This window comes from Limnobacter sp. SAORIC-580, from assembly GCF_013004065.1.
In the GTDB taxonomy this organism is placed as follows: Bacteria; Pseudomonadota; Gammaproteobacteria; order Burkholderiales; family Burkholderiaceae_B; genus Limnobacter; species Limnobacter profundi.
In genome coordinates, this window is the sequence record NZ_CP053084.1 from 1,751,865 (window position 1) to 1,769,481 (window position 17,617).

13 protein-coding genes are annotated in these 17,617 nt (G+C 52.2%); 4 read left to right on the forward strand and 9 right to left on the reverse strand.

Annotated elements, in window-relative coordinates; genetic code table 11:
- Window positions 1–9 precede the first annotated feature (9 nt).
- On the reverse strand, window positions 10–3,900 hold the full coding sequence (gene hrpA / locus HKT17_RS08190; protein ID WP_171099203.1) for an ATP-dependent RNA helicase HrpA: 3,891 nt from the start codon (window positions 3,898–3,900) through the stop codon (window positions 10–12).
- Window positions 3,901–4,050: 150 nt separating this feature from the next.
- Between hrpA and argA the strand changes: the two genes are divergently transcribed.
- A complete protein-coding gene (gene argA / locus HKT17_RS08195) occupies window positions 4,051–5,391 on the forward strand; it encodes an amino-acid N-acetyltransferase (protein ID WP_171099205.1) in 1,341 nt (446 codons plus the stop codon).
- 22 nt (window positions 5,392–5,413) lie between these two features.
- Window positions 5,414–6,622, forward strand: a complete 1,209-nt coding sequence (locus tag HKT17_RS08200) for a PLP-dependent transferase (RefSeq protein ID WP_171099207.1) — start codon at window positions 5,414–5,416, stop codon at window positions 6,620–6,622.
- A 49-nt stretch (window positions 6,623–6,671) separates the two neighbouring features.
- Here HKT17_RS08200 and HKT17_RS08205 read toward each other — a convergent pair whose 3' ends face one another.
- Window positions 6,672–8,927: an arginine/lysine/ornithine decarboxylase gene (locus HKT17_RS08205; protein WP_171099210.1), complete on the reverse strand. Its 2,256-nt coding sequence runs from the start codon at window positions 8,925–8,927 to the stop codon at window positions 6,672–6,674.
- Window positions 8,928–9,181: 254 nt separating this feature from the next.
- Here HKT17_RS08205 and HKT17_RS08210 point away from each other — a divergent pair, with 254 nt between their 5' ends.
- Entirely contained in the window at window positions 9,182–10,249 is a 1,068-nt protein-coding gene (locus HKT17_RS08210; protein WP_205882387.1) for a hypothetical protein, read from the forward strand.
- On the opposite strand, the gene dcd is transcribed toward HKT17_RS08210, so the two are convergent.
- The 4 genes from dcd to apbC form a co-directional block, all read right to left on the reverse strand.
- Window positions 10,213–10,779, reverse strand: a complete 567-nt coding sequence (gene dcd, locus HKT17_RS08215) for a dCTP deaminase (protein WP_105029183.1) — start codon at window positions 10,777–10,779, stop codon at window positions 10,213–10,215. The genes HKT17_RS08210 and dcd overlap by 37 nt on opposite strands.
- A gap of 54 nt (window positions 10,780–10,833) precedes the next feature.
- Window positions 10,834–11,373, reverse strand: coding sequence for a hypothetical protein (locus tag HKT17_RS08220; RefSeq protein WP_146106699.1), 540 nt, complete (start codon window positions 11,371–11,373; stop codon window positions 10,834–10,836).
- Between the two features lie 74 nt (window positions 11,374–11,447).
- Window positions 11,448–12,452: an alpha/beta hydrolase gene (locus tag HKT17_RS08225; RefSeq protein WP_171099213.1), complete on the reverse strand. Its 1,005-nt coding sequence runs from the start codon at window positions 12,450–12,452 to the stop codon at window positions 11,448–11,450.
- A 32-nt stretch (window positions 12,453–12,484) separates the two neighbouring features.
- The gene (apbC, locus tag HKT17_RS08230) at window positions 12,485–13,576 is read right to left on the reverse strand and encodes an iron-sulfur cluster carrier protein ApbC (RefSeq protein ID WP_171099215.1); all 1,092 of its coding nucleotides are present in this window, start codon (window positions 13,574–13,576) and stop codon (window positions 12,485–12,487) included.
- A gap of 249 nt (window positions 13,577–13,825) precedes the next feature.
- On the opposite strand from apbC, the gene HKT17_RS08235 reads away from it, so the two are divergent.
- The gene (locus tag HKT17_RS08235) at window positions 13,826–13,990 is read left to right on the forward strand and encodes a rubredoxin (protein ID WP_040513190.1); all 165 of its coding nucleotides are present in this window, start codon (window positions 13,826–13,828) and stop codon (window positions 13,988–13,990) included.
- 3 nt (window positions 13,991–13,993) lie between these two features.
- Here the strand turns inward: HKT17_RS08235 and HKT17_RS08240 are convergent, their stop codons facing one another.
- The 3 genes from HKT17_RS08240 to HKT17_RS08250 form a co-directional block, all read right to left on the reverse strand.
- Window positions 13,994–15,004 carry a DUF2804 domain-containing protein gene (locus HKT17_RS08240; protein WP_171099217.1) on the reverse strand — a complete coding sequence of 337 codons (1,011 nt, stop codon included), beginning with the start codon at window positions 15,002–15,004 and terminating at the stop codon, window positions 13,994–13,996.
- 86 nt (window positions 15,005–15,090) lie between these two features.
- Entirely contained in the window at window positions 15,091–16,185 is a 1,095-nt protein-coding gene (locus HKT17_RS08245) for a FecR family protein (protein WP_171099220.1), read from the reverse strand.
- 88 nt (window positions 16,186–16,273) lie between these two features.
- Entirely contained in the window at window positions 16,274–17,482 is a 1,209-nt protein-coding gene (locus HKT17_RS08250) for a DUF445 domain-containing protein (RefSeq protein ID WP_205882388.1), read from the reverse strand.
- Window positions 17,483–17,617 lie beyond the last annotated feature (135 nt).

A 17,617-nucleotide genomic window follows, 5' to 3' on the forward strand; every position in this document is an offset into this window, starting at 1 on the left:
ACCTTCCCTTTATTGTTGTCGCCTTGCCATGGTTTCCCATGCCTTTTGCAAACGCTTGACGGAAACTGGCATTGGCGTACGAAGTTCCTGGGCAAACAGCGAAACTCGCAGCTCCTGGAGTTGCCAGGCAAACTGGCTCAGGCTTTCATCTTCCTGACCTTTCAATTGTGAACTCGCACGGACCCAGTGTAATTGAAGATCCATGACATCTTTCATCAACTGTTTGTCTCGATCAACCGCATTGCGCACTCGCTCAAGGCGTATTTGCGCCGCTTTCAAATAACGCGGGTAATGGGCCAATTGCTCCCACGGCTTTTTCAGCAAAAAACCCTTGGGCAGCAACCAGTTCAACTGGTTTTGAATGTCAGCAACGCATTCAGGGAATGATTTCGACAATGCCTGGAGTTTTTTGTTAAGTGCACTGTATTCATTCAGAATAATCAAAAGAACTTTCCCGATTTCCTGGGCGATCAGATTCATTCGGCTGCGTGCCTCCTGCGCTTTGGTGTTGAACTCGTCTTGCGTGGTGGGCAATCCTGCTGCAAGCGCGCTTCGCATCAAAGTCAGCTTGATCCACTGCTGCTGCAGTTCTTCGGATGAGCCCAGCGGCATGTACAGCATGGCTACCTTCTGAAAATCAATCAGGTTTTTGGTCAGGTACTTCAAAGGCTCCTTCAGGGCAATATTGAACAGGCGAAGCACGCCATCCAGATGTACTTTGCGGGCAATCTCCTCTTCATCGAATACCTCAATAATGCAATGCTCACCCATGTCTTTTAAAGCAGGATAACCAAAGAAGGTTTGACCTGCACGCTTGATCTCCAGCATGTCGGGCAAGCTGCCAAAGCTCCAGTCGGTGATTGGCTGATCGCTGAACGCACTGTTGCTGCCGGAGGAAGACTTTGCTGGATTGGGCGAAAGTTTGCGTGTTTCAGAGGCCGGTGAAGCAATGCCCGCCTGCCCTCCTACCTGAGCACGCACCTGCTCCACTACATCGGAGCTTTTGAAACTTTCCTGCGCCTTGCGGCCCCATTCCGCCTTCAGGGCTGACAAACTGCGCTGCATGTCCAGTTGACGCCCGTGTTCGTCGATCAACTTGAAATTCATGAAGTGGTGCGGCGGCAGGGTTTCAATCCGGAAATCGCTGAGCAATGGCCGTGCGGGTGTTTCACTGGCCACGAAATCGCGAAGGCGTTCCAGAAGCGGCTTTTCATACAAGTTTGAATCGAAATGCGCTTGAGCAAACTTTTCGGCAAATTGCGGCACGGGTACACAGTGACGGCGAAGCTTCTGCGGCAAACTTTTCAACAGCAGCAAGGCCTTTTCTTTCAACATGCCGGGTACCAACCATTCAGTACGGCCCGGGTTTACCTGATTCAACAGCATCAGGGGAATGGTCAGTGTGACACCATCGCGGGGGCTTCCGGGCTCAAAGTGATAAGTCAGGTCAAACGCCAAGCCGCCCATTTCCAGCTTTTTCGGATAAAACTCGGTGGTAATGTCGCCCGCTTTCTTGCTCAGCAGGTCTTCCTTGTTCAGGTACAGCGCTGCAAGGTCTTCCTTGCTGGCTTGTTTCGCCCAATTTTCCAGGGTTTGCTGGTTGTACACACCGGCCGGAAGTTTGTCGTCATAAAACTGCGCAATCAGCGCCTCATCCACCAAAATATCCTGGCGGCGGGCTTTGTGCTCCAGCTTTTCCAGGTCTTCAACCAGCTTGCGGTTGTGTACATAAAAGGGCACGGTGGTTTTTACCTGTCCGGGCACCAGGCCTTCGTGAATCATCAACCTGCGCGCATCGGCTTGATTAAACCTTGCCAGGCTAACACGGCGCTGGGAGTAAATGGGTAAGCCATAAATAGTGCCTGTTTCCAGGGCTACGGCCTGACCAGAGCCCTTCTCCCAATGCGGATTGTTGTGGTTACGCTTCACCAAATGCGCGCCCACCTTCTCAATCCATTCGGGTTGAATTTTGGCCACACTGCGGGCATACAGGCGGGTGGTTTCAACCAGTTCGGCAGCCATGATCCATTTGCCACCTTTTTTGAACAGGTTTGAACCTGGATGAACTGAAAACTTGATGCTGCGCGCGCCGAGATAAACCGGATCTGTCTCGTGCTTCAAACCGATGTTGCCCAGCAAACCCGCCATCAGTGCAAGATGAATTTGATCGTAGGTAGCGGGTGTGGCGTTCAAAGTCCACTTTTGGTCTTTCACCATGGCGGTAAGCTGTTGATGAACTTCACTCCACTCACGCAGGCGGTTCGCGGACAGAAACTTGCGCTGGAGCGCATTTTTCATGTCACGATTTGTCAGATTTTGTTGTTTTAAATCAATAAAATAATTCCATAGCTTCAGAAAAGACATGAAATCAGATTCTGCATCGTCGAATTGCTGCTGGGCATTGTCTGCAGCCTCTTGAGCGTCAATCGGGCGGTCGCGTGGATCTTGAATCGACAAGGCAGCGGCCAACACCAGCAACTCGTTTAGGCATCCGCGCTGACTGGCTTCAAACAGCATTCTGGCAATTCGGGGGTCAAGCGGCAGTTTGGCCAGTGCCCGGCCTGTTTTGGTCAAGTGCCCAGCATCGTCCAGTGCATTCAGTTCACTGAGCAATTGATAACCGTCCGCAATCGCGCGCCCCATGGGGCGTTGCAGAAAGGGAAAGTCTTCCACCTCGGTCAGGTGCAGGCTTTTCATGCGCAAAATAACGGACGCCAGCGAGGATCGAAGAATTTCCGGGTCTGTGTAATCGGTACGGCCTGCGAAGTCGGCCTCGGCGTACAAGCGAATACAGACCCCATTGGCAACCCGGCCGCAACGCCCTGCCCGCTGGTTGGCCGATGCCTTGGAAATTCGTTCTACCTGCAACATTTCAACCTTGTTGCGGTAGCTGTAGCGCTTCACGCGGGCCACGCCTGAATCGATCACATAACGAATACCAGGTACTGTCAGCGACGTTTCAGCCACGTTGGTGGACAACACAATGCGCCTGCGCCCGCTGGGTTTGAAAATGCGCTCCTGTTCCTGTGCTGTCAACCTGGCAAACAGAGGCAAGATCTCCAGCGATTGCCTCAGGTTTTTGCTGAGAAAATTTGCCATGTCGCGAATTTCCCGCTCTCCTGGCAAGAACATCAAAATGTCGCCCTGCCCTTCGCGGCAAAGTTCTTCTACCGCATCGAGTGTGGCTGCCTGAAAGGCATCTTCATCCACCTCATCAGCCAGGTTCACAGGTGCATTCTTGCGCCTGCTGGTGTCAAAATCATTGGGGTCTTTGTAGCGCACTTCCACCGGGTACAAACGACCAGACACTTCGATCACCGGAGCGGGCTTGCCTTGGGCATTTTCAAAATGCTTGGAGAACCGCTCTGCATCGATGGTGGCTGAGGTCACAATCAATTTCAAATCAGGCCGCTTGGTGAGCACATCTTTCAAATAACCCAGCAAGAAGTCGATGTTCAAGCTGCGCTCGTGCGCTTCGTCAATAATGATGGTGTCGTATTTCTTGAACAGCGGGTCGGTTTGGCTTTCAGCCAGTAAAATGCCGTCGGTTACCAACTTCACCGCGGTGCTGGCATTGGATTGGTCTTGAAACCGAATTTTGAAACCCACCCATTGGCCAATCTCGGAATTCAACTCTTGCGCGATCCGCTTGGCAGTGGCGGTGGCCGCCAATCGACGAGGCTGCGTGTGCACAATACTTTGCCCGTTCAAGCCCCGCCCAAGTTCCAGACACATTTTTGGCAACTGCGTGGTTTTACCCGAACCTGTTTCACCGCACACGATTACAACCTGGTTCGCTGCAATCAAATGCTTGATTTCGGCTCGCCTTTGTGAAACCGGCAGCTCTTCGGGGTATCGAATTTCGGGTGGGGGCTGAAGGGTTTGTTCTTTTGACAACACAAATAACCAATATTGGGTTCAAATTCCGATCAAATCGGGGAAAAACAAAGTGAAGGCTGGACTACGCTCAATCGGAAATTATAATCAATCGAACGAGCGGCCACGGCTGCCCACAGTGTATTCCCTTTTTTCAGGACAGCCCCCAAGCCAATGAGTAACGCTCCCAGCAACGACGACCTTTCCATGAACAGCCAAACCTTTGTTCAATGGCTGCGAACTGTTGCGCCTTACATTCATGCCTTTCGGGGTAAAACCTTCGTGGTGGCGGTCGATGGAGAGTTGGCCTATCAAGGCTATCTGAATTCATTGGCCCAGGATTTGTCGCTGTTGCATGCAATGGGCATGCGAATTGTGCTGGTGTGTGGTTCTCGCCCACAGGTTGAAGAACAATTGGCCTTGCGCAACATTCAACCCGCTTTTCACAAGGGCTGGCGAATCACCGACAAAGGCGCACTGGAGTGCGCCAAGGAAGCCGCAGGTGAACTGCGCCTGGACATTGAAGCAGCATTTTCCCAAGGCTTGCCCAACACGCCGATGGCGCATTCATCCATGCGCGTTATTTCAGGCAACTTCATCACGGCTCGCCCCATGGGTATTCTGGATGGCGTGGATTTGCAGCACACCGGCCTGGTTCGAAAAATAGATGTCACCGCCATTCAAATGAGCCTGAACAGCAGTGCGATTGTGCTGCTGTCCACGATCGGCTTCTCGCCCACGGGCGAAGCATTCAACCTGAGCATGGAAGATGTTGCAACCAGCACTGCGCGCGCAATCAAGGCGGACAAGCTGATTTTTGTCAGCCAGATTGAAGGCATCTTCGACAAAAGCGGCAAGCTGCTTGAAGAACTTGAGCTGGACCGTGCACGTGAAATCATGCTTCAGGAGGACCTGCCCGAGCTGACCAAAGACTATCTGGAGTGCTGCATTCTGGCGGTGCAAGGCGGCGTGGGACGTGCACACATTGTGCCGCTGAACCTGGATGGCGGTGTCATGCTGGAACTATTCTCGCACGATGGTGTGGGCACCATGGTTTCCGAGGAAAACCTGGAAAGTTTGCGCCAAGCGACACTGGATGATTCAGGTGGTATCAAAACCCTGATCGAACCGCTTGAAATGGCGGGAATTCTGGTGCGCCGCGGGCGCGACCGCATTGAACGTGACATCGACCATTTCACCGTTCTGGAGCACGATGGTATTTTGTGGGGCTGTGCAGCCATGTACCCCTACCATGCAGAGGGTGTGGCTGAGTTGGCTTGCCTGGTGGTGCACCCTTCATGGCAAGGCACAGGAGATGGCGAACGTTTGCTGAAAAAAATTGAACACGACGCACGCAAACAAGGCCTAAAACAGCTGTTTGTGCTGACCACACAAACATCGCATTTTTTTCTGAAGCGCGGCTTTGTGGTGGGAGATGTGGACAAACTGCCAATCGAACGCAAACGCCTTTACGACTGGAACCGGAAGTCGCAAGTCATGATTAAAACGCTGTGACCGGGCACACAAAGCGCGCCCTATGAGTACTTTCAAACACAAGCCTGCCGTGCGCGGCCCAAGCACTGAAATCATCCACTCGAAGCCGGTCAGTAGCGCGGGCTTCTCCGCGCTGCCTGTACCCGTGTACCGAGGATCCAGCACGTTTTTTGACAACACGGCAGCCCAACGCGCAACAGTAAACCCACTTGGGCTTGACTACAGTTATGGCTTGCACGGCAACCCCACGCAGTACACGCTGGCGAAAAAACTGGCTGAAATAGAGGGTGCCACCCACGCGCTGGTGTGCCCTTCCGGGCTGACCGGCATTGCACTGGTGGCCCAAGCCTGCCTGAAAAGTGGCGACCATTGGTTGATTCCGGAAAATGTGTATGGCCCCGTGCAAGCCTTGGCGAGAAGCCTGCATATGGACTATGGCGTGGAGTTTTCAGAATACGACCCCTGCAACGCAAGCAGTGTGGCGGAAGGCTTGCGCACCAACACCACACTGGTGTGGACTGAAGCACCAGGCTCACTCACTTTTGAAGTGCCCGATTTACAAGCCATTGTAGCCCTTGCGAAAGCCCATGGTGCACGCACTGGCATCGACAACACCTGGGCGGCGGGAATTGCCTACAAACCTTTCGAGCATGGTTTTGACTTCAGTGTGCAGGCGCTGACCAAATACCAGTGTGGCCATGCCGATGTATTGATGGGTGCGGTGTTAAGCAACAACACCAAGGCATTTGCAGATTTGGAACGAAAAAACCGGATATTGGGCTTGGGTGTGTCACCCGCTGATTGCGACCTCGTGTTACGCGGCCTGCTCACGCTGCCCTTGCGCTACAAGCAGCAAGCTGACAACGGCTTGCTGGTGGCCACTGCTTTGAAGCAACACCCCGCAGTTGCGCGGGTGCTTCACCCGGAGTTTCCGGAGTGCCCAGGCCATGCGTTTTACAAACGCGACTTCAATGGCTTTGCCAGTATTTTTTCGATCGTGTTGAAAGCGCAGTACTCGGATGAACAGGCCTGCGCAATCATCGATAACCTGAAGCTGTTCAAGATTGCGTATTCATGGGGTGGGCCTGAAAGCTTGGGATTGGTGGTGAACATTCCTGACAGCCGAAGACGCCACCTTGCAGACGAGCACGGCCGCTGCGGGCCAATACTTCGTTTGGCCATTGGGCTGGAGGAGCCGGCGGATTTAATTGCTGATTTGATGCAAGCACTTGATACAACGAACCGGGCTTAAACAAAATTCAGTGAAGGACGCGCTGCCGGCAACGCGTCCCTGAAACCCTTTATACCTTCACGCAATCCACAAAGTAACTCACATGGCCTTGTTCGTCTTCAATTTCGACCAAACCGTGAATGTCGGTCTCGAAGCCGGGAAACTGCTTGTTGAAATCGCGTGCAAAGCGCAAATAATCCACAATCGTCGCGTTGAAAATTTCACCGGGGATCAACAATGGAATTCCCGGCGGATAAGGCGTCAGCAAAGCTGACGTAATGCGACCTTCCAGTTCGTCAATCGCCACGCGTTCAATTTCACGGTGCGCCACTTTGGCATAGGCATCAGCAGGCACCATCGCGGGTTGCATGTCGCTCAGGTACATTTCAGTGGTCAAACGCGCCACGTCTTTCTTGCGATACATGTCGTGAATCGTATTGCACAAGTCGCGCAAGCCCACACGCTCGTAGCGCGGATGTGCCTGGCAAAACTCGGGGATTACCCGCCACAACGGCTGGTTTTTGTCGTAATCATCCTTGAACTGCTGAAGCGCAGTCACCAGAGTATTCCAGCGGCCCTTGGTAATGCCGATGGTGAACATGATGAAGAACGAATACAAACCAGTTTTTTCAACAATAACACCGTGTTCAGCCAGATACTTGGTCACGATCGACGCAGGAATGCCGGCATCAGAGAACTGACCATTCACATCCAGGCCTGGGTTAACAATGGTCGCCTTGATTGGGTCAAGCATGTTAAAACCATTGGCCATTTTGCCAAAACCGTGCCAGGTGTCGGTGGTGTGGATCAACCAGTCGTCGCGCGGGCTCATGCCCTCTTCGCTCAACACGTCAGGGCCCCAAACCTTGAACCACCAGTCGTCGCCAAACTCCTCGGAAACTTTGCGCATGGCGCGGCGGAAATCAAGCGCCTCCATGATGCTTTCCTCAACCAAGGCGGTACCGCCTGGAGGCTCCATCATGGCGGCAGCCACGTCACAGCTTGCAATAATTGCGTATTGCGGGCTGGTGGATGTGTGCATCAAATAGGCTTCGTTGAAAATATGGCGATCGAGTTTGCGGTTTTCACTTTCCTGCACCAGAATTTGTGAAGCCTGAGACAAACCTGCCAGCATTTTATGGGTAGATTGCGTGGCAAACACCAGAGAGTCTTTGGTGCGCGGGCGGTCGCGACCAATCGCATGCATGTCCTTGTACATGGGGTGGAAGCTGGCGTGCGGCAACCAGGCTTCATCAAAGTGCAAGGTGTCAATTTCAGAGCCCAACACCTCTTTGATCATTTCCACGTTGTACAAAACACCATCGTAGGTGCTTTGCGTGATCGTCAAAATGCGGGGCTTCTTGTTCTTGGCTTTGCTGGCAAACGGATGGTTTGCAATTTTCTTGGCAATGCTCTCGGGCTTGAATTCTTCAAGCGGAATTGGACCAATAATGCCCAAATGATTGCGCGTGGGTGTCAAGAACACGGGAATGGCACCGGTCATGGTGATCGAATGCAAAATCGATTTGTGACAGTTGCGGTCTACCACCACGATATCGCCGGGTGCCACGTTGGCATGCCACACCATTTTGTTGGAAGTCGATGTTCCGTTGGTCACAAAGAAACAGTGGTCTGCATTGAAAATACGCGCCGCGTTGCGTTCCGAAGCTGCAACCGGACCGGTGTGGTCCAGCAGCTGACCTAGTTCATCTACAGCGTTACACACGTCGGCACGCAGCATGTTTTCACCAAAAAACTGGTGGAACATTTGCCCAACCGGGCTTTTTAGAAAAGCTACACCACCAGAGTGCCCTGGGCAGTGCCAGGAATAAGAGCCGTCTTGCGCGTAATGCACCAAAGCGCGGAAAAAGGGAGGAGCCAGGGAGTCCAGGTAACTTTTGGCCTCACGAATGATGTGGCGCGCTACGAATTCTGGTGTGTCCTCGAACATGTGAATAAACCCATGCAATTCTTTCAAGATCGCATTGGGAATGTGACGCGAAGTGCGGGTTTCACCGTACAGGTAAATTGGAATATCCGCGTTTTTAAAGCGAATTTCCTGCACAAAGTTGTTCAAGTTTTGAAGCGCGTCTTCGATTTCCTTCTTGCTGCCCAAGCCGAATTCTTCGTCGTCGATGGACAAAATAAAGGCACTGGCGCGGCTTTGCTGCTGCGCAAACTGGGAAAGATCGTGATAACTCGTGACTCCCAATACCTCGACGCCCTCTTTCTCGATGGCGTCTGCCAGGGCGCGAATGCCGAGACCAGATGCGTTCTCGGAGCGGAAATCTTCGTCAATAATGACAATGGGAAAACGAAATTTCATTGATCTTCCTGTGATCGGGGTTCAACACAAAACAAGGCTGCATTATCCACTACGCAGCCCCCTGTTCCAAGCCCTATTGTCGCGCATTTATCCCTCTATGTAGTGACTTCACAGAAATGTCATCTGGCACGGGTTCAATAGGCGACTTTCCTGCTGACTGTCCTCCTTACCTGCCACGCATGCAGATCAACTCCATATCAGCCTCGCCCGGTCAATTTACCCCGCCCACGACGCCTTTTCGCCCGGCTCGCAGCTTGACCAAGCGATTGGACAACTACATGAACAACTACGACATGGGCTTTGAACGTGTTGCCAAAGTAAGGGCAAAAGTACTGAGCCGAACTGGTCACACCCATGCGTTTGACAGGGCTTTGGTGCTACCGGAGCAATACAGAAGTCGGGGGGTTCGTGCATTAATACACCTTGCCAAACACACGGAGGAAATGGCTGAAGGTTTGGCCGACATCTCGGGGCTGGCCGAACGTTTGACGAGAAACCTGATTTCATCCGGGGAAAAATCCGACATGGCCTTGGTGATAGCGTCTGCAGTTGGTCGTGTAATTTCTGGTCAGCTGAATTTGGGTGGCATGGCTGTGCACAAAGTGGCGGGTGCTGCACTGTATGGCGTTTCTTCAATCTTGAGTATTGCAGCCCTGGGTTTGATCAAAACAGGCCTGGCCACACGCAGAACCGGGGCAGAAATAGCCCAGGCGGCAACAAGATCAAGTTTTGATTCGAGCGCTTACTTGATCGTAGCGAGGAAGCTGCTTGCATGCAAAGAACAGATGCTCACCAAAATACTGGACAAGACTGGCAAGCCTGAAAATCGGAGAAACTGTGCGATTCAAAGTTGGGTGAAGTACATGTCGAGGCACCGAAGCTCGGTGCCAGAGCATTTGGTGTCGAAACGGCAAGCCAATTGCAACTACATTTGGCAGAATATTCACCAGTACGGCCTGGTAACTCGGTCACTGATGCACATTGCCTACGGCACTTTTCAGGGCATCAACAAATTGCTTGTTTCTTATGACAAGCATATTGGCGTTGCAATCGGCAATCACTTGTTGGGGAAAAAGCTTGGCAGCGTATTGGGCTGTCGGCTGGGAATGACAGTTTCGGTGGGCGCCGCTGCGGCGATCTCGGTACCCATGTCGCCATTTCTTGTCGGAATTTCCACGGTAGGTGCAATAGCTTGTGGCGTTGCCTTGCTGGCTTTGATGTTGGCCAAGTTGAATGTTCAGTTGATCCATGACTGGAAAGGGAACATTCAACGGCCCTTGCGAAATCAGGTTTTTGGCAAAGTAACGCCCACCTGGCCTTGATACTTGCCACCACGGTCGCGATAAGACGTTTCACACACTTCATCGCTTTCAAAGAAAAGCACCTGGGCACAACCCTCGCCCGCATAAATTTTGGCAGGCAATGGCGTGGTGTTTGAGAACTCGAGCGTCACATAACCTTCCCATTCAGGCTCAAAAGGCGTGACGTTGACAATAATGCCACAACGCGCGTACGTACTTTTTCCCAGGCAAATCGTGAGCACATTGCGGGGAATCCGGAAATATTCAACTGTGCGAGCCAGGGCAAACGAGTTCGGCGGAATAATGCACACATCGCCTTTGAAATCTACGAAACTTTTCTCGTCAAAATTTTTCGGATCAACAATGGTGCTGTTGATGTTCGTGAAAATTTTGAACTCGTCGGCACAACGGATATCGTAACCATAGCTGGACGTGCCATACGACACGATTCTTTTGTCGCCTGCATAACGAACCTGGCCCGGCTCAAAGGGTTCGATCATCCCCGTGCTTTCAGCCATTCTGCGAATCCACTTGTCCGATTTAATGCTCATGCTCACTTTGCTTTAATGAAGTTCAATAGGCGAAATGTTACATGAGACAAGACATCACTGATTCATCCCATCGAGAATCTCGGTTAATTCCTGCATGACCGAATTGGCCAAGGCGTCAAAAAACACCTGTATCAAATTCGCCATTTGTGCACCCGTGACCCCTTGCAGGGGCAACTGCATGAGGAACTCCAGGTTTTCCGTTTCCATGTTGATGCCCACCTGATACTGAAAATCAAGTACATGAACCATGGCATGCGCTTCCGCCAAAAAATGCAGACATATTTCAGCAGAGCTTGGCTCGTTCATGTTGTACAGGGGAAAAGCCATCACTACCCATCTTGCGTTTTGCGACTCGCCAGCGCGAAACGACAGCTCGAACTGCTCTTTTTTGGCCATGATCACGCCCAGCCCATCAAACCAGCGCATTCCGGCCAAAGAAATCGCCTCGTGAAGTAAATTTGCCTCCTCCATGGAAAAACCTGATTCCATGCGGGCCGCGGCGGGTCGCTCCGATTTGGGCCCTTGCGACCCTTGGGCCTTGAATGTTTGAGATTGCGAACCCAAAGGCGAGCGAGGCATGTTATTTTTATTCATGAAGTGAAGTGACTCTATTAACTGGATACGTATTGAGTAGGCTAGAGACAGGGAAGGTTCCGCGCGTGTTTGCGTCAGACCAACAGATGATGACGGGATACTTCCTGCGAAATGGCCTTGATCATTTCAGCAGAATCAGGAAGATGCCCTGTGCCGGGCAACTCGATCAAGCTAGAACGCACAACAATTTCCGACAGCAGTTTTGAACCCCCCGGGGGGCACACTCGGTCATTCATGCCTTGAATAATCGACATTGGCCATGGTGACTGGCTAATTTTCGAGAACAGAGAGAGAAGATCTTGCGGAGACAAAAAGCAGTCATGCCGCAGGAAATGCGCTTGCAAGCGGTATTTGCGCACCAATGCAAGCTCTTGAACATCGCTTAAAAAGGGCCTTTTGCTGTCAAAGCCCCCTGCTTTGCCTGTCAGCAAAGCGGTCTCCAATTTGTTCCAGGCCACCGATAATTCCAAAAGGTGCTCGGGCGTGGCGACCTCAAAGCATTCGCAAACAAAATCGGTTCGGGCTCCGGGTCCGAAGTGTTCTGCAAAATAATCAGGGGCAAGTCGCTCCAGCAACTCAAAAAAAGCATCCACACGCGGACGCATGGGCAAAAACGGGGCGCGCAGTACTACGCTGGCGACCTGCTCTGGCCGGTATGCAGCAATCGCCAAAGCCAGAGTACCGCCCCAAGACCCGCCCAGAATGTGAAATTTCGGAATATTCAGCCGATCGGCAACCTCGAGCGCATCATCGACGAAACGCTGCAAGTCGATCACACTGAGATCGAGATCTTCGCTCAAACCGCTGTTGCGCTGATCAAACCCGAACCAGGGCAAACCTGCATATCGGATTGGTGCCACATGGGAGGCACCCAGACTTCCACCTGGGCCACCATGAAGTACCAGCCAGGGAAATTGACGTGCGCGATTGGCAAGGGGTTGGGCCAAACCCTGTTCGGCCCACACAGCGAGATTTCCGCCAGAATCCAGAACCACTTGCGGAGCCGACCACACACCGGCCAACCCCGCCTTTGGCGCGGGGCTGGCCACTTTGTGAAAGGTCAGTTCGTCTTTAGGCACATGAGCCCCCGAGGCGCCTTGGGAAAGAGGTTTTAAGTGTTTTGCACCACAATTGAAGGAAACTTCAAGGACATGTCTTTGGACTGTTCAGCAATGCGGATGGCCACTTTGCGCGCAATTTCCTTGTATGTTCTCGCCAAATCGCCGTCAGGATCGGCCACCACTGTGGGTTTGCCAGAATCCGCCTGCATGCGAATCCGCATGTCGAGCGGCAGGCCACCCAGGTAATGAATGTTGTAATCCTTGGCCATTTTCTGGCCGCCACCGTCACCAAAAATATGTTCTTTGTGACCACAGTTTGTGCACACATGAATGGCCATGTTTTCAACCAGGCCAAGAATGGGTACACCCACTTTCTCGAACATTTTCAGGCCTTTGCGTGCATCGAGCAAAGCGATGTCTTGCGGGGTGGTCACGATGACCGCGCCAGTCACTGGTACTTTCTGTGACAGTGTCAGCTGAATATCGCCGGTGCCAGGTGGCATGTCCACAATCAGGTAATCCAGGTCTTTCCAGTTGGTTTGCTTCAACAACTGTTCAAGTGCACTGGTTACCATTGGACCGCGCCACACCATGGGTGTGTCTTCATCGATCAGAAAACCGATCGACATGGCCTGTACGCCATGACCTTCCATGGGATCGATAATTTGACCGTCGTCCGATTGTGGTCGCCCGGTGATGCCCAGCATGGTGGGCTGCGAAGGGCCATAAATATCGGCATCCAGCATGCCCACACGTGCACCCTCTGCGACCAGTGCCAGGGCCAGGTTCACAGCGGTGGTGCTTTTGCCCACACCACCTTTGCCAGAGGCAACTGCGATGATGTTCTTGACGTTGGGCATCGGCTTTAAACCTCGCTGCACGGCGTGGGTTTGAATTTTGATGGTTGCGTTAACACTGACGTTTTCAACGCCTGGAACCTGCGAACGCACAGCGGCAATGGCCGCTTTGCGTAAACCATCCAGCTGGCTTTTGCCGGGATAGCTTAACTCCAAATCAAAACTGACATCGCCGCCATCTACTTGAATGTTCTTGATCAGTTTGGCGCTGATGAAGTCTTTGTTCAAATTGGGGTCAATGACACTACGCAATGCATCGCGTACGGTGTCGGTACTCACTGACATACACACTCTCCTCGAATCTTGTCTGGTATGGTCTTTGTTTGTATAGGCGTGAGTCTAGCGTGTTTTTCCCACAGCAGGCTTACACCCAATGGAAAGCCCTGCGTTCTAATGATTGTCGTTTACCCTAAAGCTATTAAATTCCAGGAAACAATCGTTACTATCTATGACTTGAGCGCCACACCAACTTTTTTTACGCACAACTTGATAGCATTGCGGCACAAAAATTCAAATGTTGCTGGAGAGTTTGAAATGAAAACTTATGTATGTATTGTGTGTGGCTTGATTTATGACGAAGCCGCTGGCATGCCTTCGGAGGGCATACCAGCCGGTACACTGTGGGCCGATGTACCAGCAGACTGGCTTTGCCCGGACTGTGGCGTGGCTAAAAGCGACTTCGAAATGGTTGAAGTGTAAGCACTACCATTTGGCGTAATGGTCCTCGCACCACCCCATCAAACCATCCAATAAGTAAGTGGCACCTGTTTCTTTCAGAGTAACGGTGCCCCTGAACTCGCCAAAACACTGGTTAAACCGACTGGCCAACACCCACAGGTTTCTGTGATCGTCAATGCTGCCCTTGGGCGTGAACTGCAAATCGACAGCGCCGCACTGCGAATACACTCGCCAAGGTGCATGAACATTGTCACGCTCATACTCAAAAAGAACCAGGGGCAGATTGTTCAATTGACCGTTTACCCAAAGCACATTTTCATGGGCACTGGTTTCATTCACCCCACGTGCCACGTTCAGTGAAAGCAGAGGCTGCCCGGGCGCGCTACGGCCACTGGCACATGCCCAATTCCAGAAGGTTTCGCGCCGCAAAAAACCGGCTGTCCAATCGTGGTAACAACCGTCTTTCTCTGGATTGATCAGGTAATCAACACCGTTCAAATGCACATGGCCGGTAACCGCCCCGCCACTGCTTTTCTGTGCATAGGCGAAACCTGTGTTGGCGACAGGCGTATTCAGAGCGAGGGTTTCAGATTCGCGACAATCAATGGATACCTGGCCGTGAAATGAATCACCAAACCTGAAGTTCAGCGAACGTGATGTTTCCGTGCGCATCGCCAGCACTTGATGGTTTTTTTTGAATGGATGATTCCAGGTGCTTTGACCAATTGGCTTGTAGTCGCTTTCAAAGCCCACATCCAAAGGCAAATCAAATTGAATTCGATGCAAACCCTGTGCGGTGTGAAGGTAAGCAAATGTTGAATTCAGCAGGCCAAGGCGAACCATGCCGCAGCCGAATGTAAAACCCTGGCCCAGCACACCATAAAAATCAAAGTGCTTGAAAAGGAATCGCCGTTGCCAGGCCATGCGTTTTGCGCCCATGGCATTGCGGGCATCATACTGCTGCCAATTGACATGGCTGGGCAAGTCAGACATTCGCCCCCAAGTGGGAACACCTTTGGCGTTGATCAAATCCATAAACAAAAACGGGCAAGTTAAACTTGCCCGATTTTGTCACGTTTTGCCTCCCGCTAGAAAGGCGAATTCACTGCAAAGCGTTTTGATTAAACCGGCAAACCACCGCCGATTGCATCGGTAATAATGGCCGGGTCCAGCATGCTGGTGATCGGTGCCAAAGGCGAATCAGCTGCCATACCCAACAAAGGATCAAGCGCTGCATCCAGCGGTGTACCTGTTGTTCCGCCAGTTGAATCACCGCCGCCACCACCTGCGGCATCAGCCAATGGGCCGAGTACTGCATCCAACGGTGTGCCCGTGGGGCCATCTGTTTCACCACCACCACCACCGCCTGCGGCATCAGCCAACGGGCCGAGTACTGCATCCAAAGGTGTGCCTGTGGGGCCGTCTGTTTCACCGCCACCACCGCCTGCGGCATCAGCCAATGGGCCAAGTACCGCATCCAGAGGTGTGCCCGTGGGGCCGTCTGTTTCACCGCCACCACCGCCTGCGGCATCACCTAACATGCCCAGTGCATCAGCCAAAGGTTCAGTTACAGCCACAAGAGGAGTTCCTGCCAAAGCGTCCAAAACTGGATCCAGCACAGCATCCAGAGGCGTCCCTGTCGTACCGCCGGTGTCGCCACCGCCGTCGTCACCACCACCATCGCCATCATCGTCGTTGTCGTCCACAGTACCACCACCCGTGGAATTGGTCGGGCCCGAACCCTCATCATCACTGGAAGAGGCAAGCAAACCCAAACCAACCGCACCCGCGCCCACTGCTGCGGCTGTGCCCCCAAGTGAACCACCTGCCAGCAAGCCACCGCCAAACAAACCAAACATGCCACCTTCCGCACCAGCTTGTTCAACACCCTGCAATTCAACCATTTCGGCAAAATCGGGGTCGAGGTTTGCGATGGTCACGCCGTCGTCCGACAAGGCTTCGAAAACCAACGCGGTCTGACCATTTTTCAATGTGGTGTCCGCAATAACGCTTCCGGTTGGAGCAACCAGCAAATTGCCAATCGGCTCGCCGTAACTGTTGGACAAAATTATGGATGCACGCCCGGAATCGCTGGCCGTGATCACATCGCCAGCCATGATGGAATCGCCCGCTGCCAATGATCGGGTTTCGCCGTCACGCATAATGCTGACCGGGCCTTCCAACTCATTGACTGAACCAATTACCTGTGTGGACATGTCGCCTCCAAAATCTATAAGTGTTTGTGTTGTCGAATTTGTAAGTAATACTCTGACAACCCAAATGCGGATTCAAAACCTGTTTTATTTAAATCAGAATCAGTAAAACCCCAGCCAAAACGGCACCCCATACAGCTCCGATCAAGGGCATCATCCATTCATATCGGGAAAATACCGGGCGCAGGGCTTTCTCAAACTCCATGGCGGGCAGGCCAGACAACCGTTCCACAATCACTTCCTCAATTCTCAAGGCATCGTTGAGGTACACACGCGCTGCCATCAAATGTGCTTCCAGTTTGCTGGCGAAAATTTTTGCAGCATCGCGCTTGATGGCCACCCACTGCTCTGCGCCCAAAATGGTCACCAGCAAAGGCTTGATTCCACTGGACTCCAGGTCCATGACTCGCTGCACATGGTAATCAATCAATGATGACAAATTCTTTGCATTGGGCCCACGGCAAAGTGCCAGCACAATATTCTCGGTAGTCAACACCTCACGTGCAGCAGTTTGCGCAAACAATTCGGAAATGTGTTTTTGATCGCGGAAAAAGAAACCCGTGAACTTTCCCAAACGAATCGTGCCGTGATCTGGATGGAAAAACAGGCTTTCCAGCGCCAATTCATTGGCCAACGCCCCGAGCACCATGCCCACCACGATCAGCCAATACCATTGAATGCCAAACAGTGAAATTCCTGCCAGCAATACACCCACCACAAACCCTGCAAACAGGGAAAAACGGATGAGGTAAGCCATGGGGTCTTTGCCTGCGCTCTTGAAAAGGTCAACGACCAAAAATGGTTTGCTGGTCACTACATCTAGCACGAGCGTTTTCAGGCTCAGGTAGTAAGCCGGCTTCTTTTGCAAATCCAGAATGATCTGCTTGGCCACTTCGGGCACGATGCCGCGAATTCTGAAAATAATCGAGTTCTGTAAAAAGCTCGGCAAACTCTCCCACAAGGTGGGCTTGTGCTTCAGCATCACCTCGCGGCATGCAAGGTCTGCGGTTTCTTGCATGGGCGGGGTCAGGCGATCCGACAAACCCTGTGCTGGAATGCGCTTGATCATTTCATCCAGGGGCAGTAGTTTGTGAGTCATCAAGCGCACCGCTATTTCAGCCATAACCGATTTTTGGTGTGGCACCAAACCCTGCCAGCCCAAGCCCTCAAGGCCCAACTGGTGTAAACCGAGTTTTCTGAACAAAGGAATACGCCAACCCTTGAATTCTTTTGGATTGAACATCAGCCAAAGTGCTGCGGCCTGGAAAAACCAGGCCAGAAAAAGTCCCGCTGCTGCCATGGCCAAGATAACAGCCCAGACAGGAAGCCCCAAATGTAGGAAGGAGAAATCCAAAACGATCATCCTGAAGTAATTATTAAAATAATTGATCTAATTTCCACCCCCTAGCGGGCAGCCATAGATCGTTATACTGGC

Coding starts and splice junctions, on each gene's coding strand:
- argA (WP_171099205.1), top strand. CDS start 4,051: ATGAGTAACGCTCCCAGCAACGACGACCTTTCCATGAACAGCCAAACC.
- HKT17_RS08200 (WP_171099207.1), top strand. CDS start 5,414: ATGAGTACTTTCAAACACAAGCCTGCCGTGCGCGGCCCAAGCACTGAA.
- HKT17_RS08205 (WP_171099210.1), bottom strand. CDS start 8,927: ATGAAATTTCGTTTTCCCATTGTCATTATTGACGAAGATTTCCGCTCC.
- dcd (WP_105029183.1), bottom strand. CDS start 10,779: ATGAGCATTAAATCGGACAAGTGGATTCGCAGAATGGCTGAAAGCACG.
- HKT17_RS08220 (WP_146106699.1), bottom strand. CDS start 11,373: ATGAATAAAAATAACATGCCTCGCTCGCCTTTGGGTTCGCAATCTCAA.
- apbC (WP_171099215.1), bottom strand. CDS start 13,576: ATGTCAGTGAGTACCGACACCGTACGCGATGCATTGCGTAGTGTCATT.
- HKT17_RS08235 (WP_040513190.1), top strand. CDS start 13,826: ATGAAAACTTATGTATGTATTGTGTGTGGCTTGATTTATGACGAAGCC.
- HKT17_RS08240 (WP_171099217.1), bottom strand. CDS start 15,004: ATGGATTTGATCAACGCCAAAGGTGTTCCCACTTGGGGGCGAATGTCT.
- HKT17_RS08245 (WP_171099220.1), bottom strand. CDS start 16,185: ATGTCCACACAGGTAATTGGTTCAGTCAATGAGTTGGAAGGCCCGGTC.
- HKT17_RS08250 (WP_205882388.1), bottom strand. CDS start 17,482: ATGGCAGCAGCGGGACTTTTTCTGGCCTGGTTTTTCCAGGCCGCAGCA.